This window comes from Rhizobium sp. SVR5-2C, assembly GCF_056755115.1.
Window position 1 is genome coordinate 1 of the sequence record NZ_JBNDHT010000228.1, and the last position, 6,040, is coordinate 6,040.

Sequence of the window (6,040 nt, forward strand, 5' to 3'; positions counted from 1 at the left end):
TGGATGTTGTCGGCCGCGATGCCGAGCTTGCCGAGAACGGCTGTGGCGACATCAGGTCCGGCACCCTTCGCAGCACCGCTCGGGTCCATGAAGCCGTAGGGAATTTCGTTGGCGACCGCAACGCGGATGTAGCCACGGTCCTCGATCTCCTGCAGCGTGACCGCGCCTGCCGCACTGGCGCCGAAAGCCACGAGAATTGCGGTGGCCGCAGCCGCCCCAAGCATTTTCCGATTCATGATTTGCTCCCATTTTCTGTTTGTTGATCCCACGCGAATTTTTATTATGTTGTACACAACAGCATCCAGATGGCGCGATTGTCAATATTTTTCTTGCTATTTTTTGGGATTTGTAGCCTCATTTAAAGTGCATTGTACACAAATACAGCATTTGCACGAATAAACGTCACTCCCGGAGGAACCATGATCGTCAAGCGCTTGCCCTTTTCCCAGGATGAGTTTTCCCGCCGTCTGGCTAAGACCCGCGCGGCCATGGAGAAGAAGGGGATCGATGTTCTCTTCGTGGAGGATCCCTCCAACATGGCTTGGCTGACGGGTTACGACGGCTGGTCCTTCTACGTGCATCAGGGCGTCATCGTGTTCCACGACGAGGACCCCATCTGGTGGGGCCGCAGGCAGGACGCCAACGGCGCCTATCGCACCGTCTGGATGGCCGATGACCGCGTCACCTTCTACGCCGACAATTACGTGCAATCGACCGAGCGCCACCCCATGCAGGCGCTGGCGGCAATCCTCCGGGACAAGGGCTACAGCAGCAGACGCATCGGCCTCGAGCTCGAGAACTATTATTTCTCCGCCAAGGCCTACCTAACTTTGCGGGAGGAGCTGCCGGACGCGGATCTCGTCGACGCGACCGCGCTCGTCAACTGGCAGCGGAACGTCAAGAGCGGCGAGGAAATCGCCTTCATGCGCAAGGCGGCACGCATTTCCGAAAAGATCGTGGACGGTATTGCGGAGCGTATGCGGCCGGGCCTGAAGAAGAACGAGCTGGTCGCCGACATCCTTGGCGACGCCGTGCGCGGCACCGACGACGCTTGGGGTGACTATGCGGCGATCGTGCCCTTGCTTCCAAGCGGCAGCGACGCCGCCGCACCGCACCTGACATGGGACGATCGGGAAACCGAAACGGGAACCGCGACCTTCTTCGAAATCGCCGGCTGCTACCGTCGCTATCACGCACCTTTCTGCCGGACCGTTTTTCTCGGCAAGCCGCCTGCCTTCCTGCTCGAGGCGGAGAAGGCCCTGGTGGAGGGTCTCGAAGCCGGTCTGGAGGCCGCGCGCGCCGGCAACCGGGCCTGCGACATCGCCAAAGCGCTTGCCGCGCCGCTCGAGCGTGCGGGCATCGAACGCGGCGCCCGCTGCGGCTATCCGGTCGGTCTCTCCTATCCGCCGGACTGGGGCGAGCGCACGATCTCGTTGCGCGAGGAGGATCAGTCCGTACTCGAACCGGGCATGACCTTCCATTTCATGCCGGGCCTCTGGATGCAGGACTGGGGCATGGAAATCACCGAGACCATCCTGATCCGCGAAAATGGCGCCGCGGAATGCCTCTGCAGCAGACCGCGCAAGCTGATCGTCAAGGACTGATAGAATGCTCATTTCCGAGACGCGCTCGATCCTTGCCGATCTCGTCGCCTTTCCGACTGTCTCGTCCGACAGCAACCTCGCGCTGATCGCTTACGCCGCCGCCCGCCTGAACGATTGCGGAGCGCGTGTCTCCGTGATGCGCGACCAGAGCGGAACGAAGGCGAACCTCTTTGCCTCCATCGGGCCGGAGTGCGATGGCGGCATCGTGCTATCAGGCCATACCGACGTCGTGCCGGCGGAAGGGGACGAGTGGCAATCAGACCCTTTTTCGCTGCGCGAGGCGGATGGGCGTCTTTACGGCCGCGGCACCTGCGACATGAAGGGGTTCATCGCCGCAGCACTCGCCATAGCGCCGGACTATGCGAGCCTCGATCTCAGGAGGCCGGTTCACTTCGCCTTTACCTTCGATGAGGAAGTGGGCTGCCTCGGCGGCCAGGAGCTGGCTGCCGAACTCAGGCGCATCGAGCTCAAGCCCTCGGTCGCCATCATCGGCGAACCGACAGAGATGCGCATCATCGAGGGGCACAAGGGCTGCTATGAATACACGACCGAATTCACCGGACTGGAGGGTCACGCTTCCAATCCCGATCTCGGCGTGAATGCCATTGAATACGCGGTTCGCTATATTGGCCGGCTGCTGGAGATCGGCAAAGAACTTCGGGAGGCGGTTCCGGCGAGCCCCTTCACCCCGCCATGGACGACGCTGCAGGCGGGCCGCATCCAGGGCGGCACGGCCCGCAATGTGATCGCCGGTCATTGCGCCGTCGAATGGGAGATGCGGCCGATCCGCCGGGCGGATGCCGACTATGTCAAAAGCCACATAAGGGCCTATTGTGAGGAAGTCCTGCTTCCCTCCATGCGTTCGGTCTGTCCCTCGGCGGCCATCCACACGCATGTGGTGGGCGAGATCGACGGCCTCGAGCCGACGACGGAAAACGAGGCCCGGGCCATCGTCTCCGCGCTGACCGGCGCAACGACCGCGGATGTCGTTTCCTTCGGCACGGAGGCCGGGCTCTTCCAGCAGCTCGGCATTTCTACCGTGGTCTGTGGACCGGGTTCCATCGCCCAGGCCCACAAGCCAGACGAATTTGTAAGCCTCGATCAGTTGAAGGCCTGTCTGGATATGCTAAGCGGACTGAAGCAGAGGCTCATCACTTGATGTAAGGGACGATGAGACCCGACAAAGGATCCATCGTCCATGCGTGAATATGAGACGGACAACGATTACGAAATGGCTAGAGCGGCGAAGTCCGGCGGCGGTGACGAAACGCAGGTGAACGCCTCGCGCGAACGCTTTCAGCGCATCTATACGCTGCTCAGAAATCGTATCTGCCTTCTTGACTATCCGCCGGGAACACGGCTCAGCGAAGAGGCGCTCGCCGCCGAATTCGGCATCAGCCGGACGCCGCTCAGGCGCGTGCTCGGCTGGCTCGAATCCCAGGGTCTCCTGCGATCCGTGCATGGCGTGGGCACGATAGTGACGGATGTGGAAATCGATGCATTCGTCCAAGTCTATCAGCTTCGCATGGAACTTGCCGAACTGGTCGGAAAACTGTCACCCGTTCCGCCGACGCCCGAAACGATTGGGCTATTCCGTGAACTCGAGCGCCGTGGAAGCGATCTGCAGCAGAAGCCCGATCCGCGCGCCTTCGCCCAGCTTAATATCGATTTCTTCCACGGCCTGATGCGGCTGACCGAGAACGAACCGTTGCGCGAAATCTCCGAACGCCTCTACTATCAGACTGCACGGATTTGGCTCAAATCGATTTCCCAAATGAACCTCGCGCAAGAGGTGGCAATCTTTGCCCGCGAAATCGCCGAGGTTCGTACCGCCGTCGAGATCGGCGACGTCAGCGCCGCAAGCCACATTCGCCGCTCGCACATATCCATGAGCTTCGTGCGCCTCAGCAACACGAAACCCGAGACGGCAACGCAAGCTTGAGTCCCGTGCCACGCCTTTAGTTCCATAAATCATTTATGACGCCGGAATCGAATTCACAGGTCTGCGGTTCGAGTCCCTTCGAGAGCGACTACGTCGCTTCGCTGCCACTTTCCGCCAGGCGAAGGCGCGACCGCACCTCCGGCTTTTAGCTGAATGGGGTCTCAAACTGCATCGGGCGATCCGCCAGTGGAAGAATGCGCATAGAGCACGTCTCCATCGTAACCGATCGTGAAATCAGGTATGGAATATGTGCCGTCGTTATTGGCCTGAATTAACGTGCCGCTCACGCTCGTCTGGCTGGTCAAATAGCGGACATTGTTCGAAATAATGTCCTTCAGACGGCCAGTTAGCGCGTCTATTTTATTCCGATAGGCTTCATCCGTCTGATATTGCTCTGTTTTCGACGCGGCAATGAAGTTATTGAGGCCACTCGTCCACATGATCAGGTCGTTGGCACGTTTCGGTGCTTCGTCACGGACGCCCGCCTCCTTCATAGCCTGATTTTGCGGGCTGGCGGCGATGTCTTTGATGGCATTTTCTTCGTATCCTCCGCTTTCAGCGATCAATTCTTGAAAATGCCGATAGGCGGGATTGTTCTTCTCGATATCCTTTTGAAATTTACCAGGATGTTCCCAAAAATTTGCAGAGGCGTCCCTCGCTGGCGCACTGAATTCTTGCGTAGCCGAAGCAGGAAGGTTCTCGCGGCCTGAAGTAAATTTGCCGGCGGGATCGTAGATGAAGTCATCTACATTTCCGTCGTCGGGGATTAGATTTGCCGAAGGTCCGCCAGTCGTGTCTATCGGCTTCGCCTGATGCGCTGCCAAGGCTTCTGGTCTGTAAAGCGCCAAAGCCAAAGCCGGATTTCCGTAAACTGAGGGATTTAAGCTCACCATCGTTAAACCTCTATGGAAGAACGGTCCCTTTGGGCCGTAACGGGATTAACCGCAGTTCCTGCGGCTATGAATGCGCGATTTCGCATCTTGGGAATCTTGCACCCTCAGGATGTATAGCGGAGGCGGCTTGCACGTAGCTGGCGGGTGGGTTCGAGGATCCGCGCTGTCAAACGGTATTGAGTATTAAATTTGCGTGCCGGAACACAGCCTGCTCGGCGAAGACTGAGATTGTAGGTCAGTACCAGCGCACACACAGCAGGATCACGGAACGGTCGAAATGGCGGCCTTTGAACATGAAAAGCTCCTCTACGCCAACTGTCTTGCCGTCTTTCACGACATCATTGGCCAACTCATTCATCTCGGACTAACGGAAGAACCCAGGCACCGTCGAACAGCCATCGATTACGATCCGGTTAGAGCCACGGACTAACCACCCACTAGCGTGTCGGCATGTTCAGCGGGAAGAGGCGGACCCGGTACTGAAGTCAGGGTGAATTGAAAGACCGCGCCGCGGGGATTATCTGCCTCAGCCCACAATCGACCTCCATGCGCTTCGACGATCGAACGGCAGATCGACAGACCGAGACCCATGCCGCCAGGCTTGGTCGTGTAGAAGGGACTGAAAATCCGTTCGAGCAGCTCTGGTCCGAGGCCGGGGCCTGTATCAGCCACGGCCACGCACAGGCAGTTGGCGCCCTCCTTCATCGTCCGAACTCGCAGCTCGCGTGAACCGTCGATCATGGTGCCCATGGCTTCAGTAGCGTTGATGACCAGGTTCAGGATCACCTGCTGCAGTTGCACCCGGTCGCCCTGCAGGAGCGGCAGGCTATCGGCGAACTGCCTGTTCACTTTTATCCCGCTCTTGGTGATTTCGCTTCGGGCAAGGCTGATCACCTCGTCAATTGTTTCATTGATGTCGACCACCTCTTGCTGTGGTGGGGCTTTCTTGATCTGCCCGCGTATGCGGCTAATGACCTCGCCAGCCCGCCTGCCGTCCCTGGCGATCCGATCAAGCGCCTGGCGGACTTCTGCGAGATCCGGCTGCTCCATGTCCATCCAGCGCAATGCGGCCTGGGCATTGGTGACGGTTGCGGCGATCGGCTGATTGACCTCATGGGCGATCGAGGCGGTAAGCTGCCCGATGGTCGCGACCCGGTTGGCATGTGCCAGCTCCATCTGCATGTCGCGATACCGCTGCTCGCTGGCGCGGGCCTCCGCTTCGGCTCGCTTGAGTTCGGTCAGGTCGAGCACGAATATGACCGCCTTGCTGCGCGCCTCGTCGAAGGCGGCACTGGCGATCAGCACTGGCACCCGACTGCCGTCCTTGCGAAAATATTCCTTTTCGAACGGGTCGCAGCTCCCCCTGGCGCGGATATCGGCCGCCGCCCGCTCGCCGACGGATCGCCATTCGGGCGGCGTCAGCTTCGTCCAGCGGATATGTCCCGCTGCGAGATCTTGCCGGTCGTAGCCCACGCACTTCAGGAACGCGTCGTTGGCCTCGATGATCTCGCCCTCCAAAGTCATGATCAAAATCCCGATGATATTGGCATCGACCAGGCGCCGGATCTTGGCCTCGCGCTCCTCGAGGTCACGATAAAGGC

At 59.5% G+C, this 6,040-nt stretch carries 5 protein-coding genes and 2 pseudogenes; 3 read left to right on the forward strand and 4 right to left on the reverse strand.

Features of this window, described 5'->3' with window-relative positions; genetic code table 11:
• A pseudogene (locus ACPYOI_RS34305) lies at positions 1-236 on the reverse strand (ectoine/hydroxyectoine ABC transporter substrate-binding protein EhuB); the annotation flags it as partial.
• 183 nt (positions 237-419) lie between these two features.
• On the opposite strand from ACPYOI_RS34305, the gene ACPYOI_RS34310 reads away from it, so the two are divergent.
• The 3 genes from ACPYOI_RS34310 to ACPYOI_RS34320 are packed head-to-tail and all read left to right on the forward strand — an operon-like array spanning position 420 to position 3,546.
• Entirely contained in the window at positions 420-1,604 is a 1,185-nt protein-coding gene (locus ACPYOI_RS34310; RefSeq protein ID WP_481417753.1) for a M24 family metallopeptidase, read from the forward strand.
• A gap of 4 nt (positions 1,605-1,608) precedes the next feature.
• Positions 1,609-2,763 carry an acetylornithine deacetylase gene (gene argE, locus ACPYOI_RS34315; protein ID WP_481417752.1) on the forward strand — a complete coding sequence of 385 codons (1,155 nt, stop codon included), beginning with the start codon at positions 1,609-1,611 and terminating at the stop codon, positions 2,761-2,763.
• Between the two features lie 39 nt (positions 2,764-2,802).
• Positions 2,803-3,546: a GntR family transcriptional regulator gene (locus ACPYOI_RS34320; RefSeq protein WP_481417751.1), complete on the forward strand. Its 744-nt coding sequence runs from the start codon at positions 2,803-2,805 to the stop codon at positions 3,544-3,546.
• A 161-nt stretch (positions 3,547-3,707) separates the two neighbouring features.
• Here the strand turns inward: ACPYOI_RS34320 and ACPYOI_RS34325 are convergent, their stop codons facing one another.
• The 3 genes and pseudogenes from ACPYOI_RS34325 to ACPYOI_RS34335 form a co-directional block, all read right to left on the reverse strand.
• On the reverse strand, positions 3,708-4,439 hold the full coding sequence (locus tag ACPYOI_RS34325) for a hypothetical protein (RefSeq protein ID WP_481417750.1): 732 nt from the start codon (positions 4,437-4,439) through the stop codon (positions 3,708-3,710).
• A gap of 215 nt (positions 4,440-4,654) precedes the next feature.
• Positions 4,655-4,734 (reverse strand): annotated as a pseudogene (locus ACPYOI_RS34330) (IS6 family transposase); the annotation flags it as partial.
• A gap of 131 nt (positions 4,735-4,865) precedes the next feature.
• Positions 4,866-6,040: sensor histidine kinase (locus ACPYOI_RS34335; protein WP_481417749.1), on the reverse strand; the 1,175-nt coding region annotated here is incomplete at its 5' end.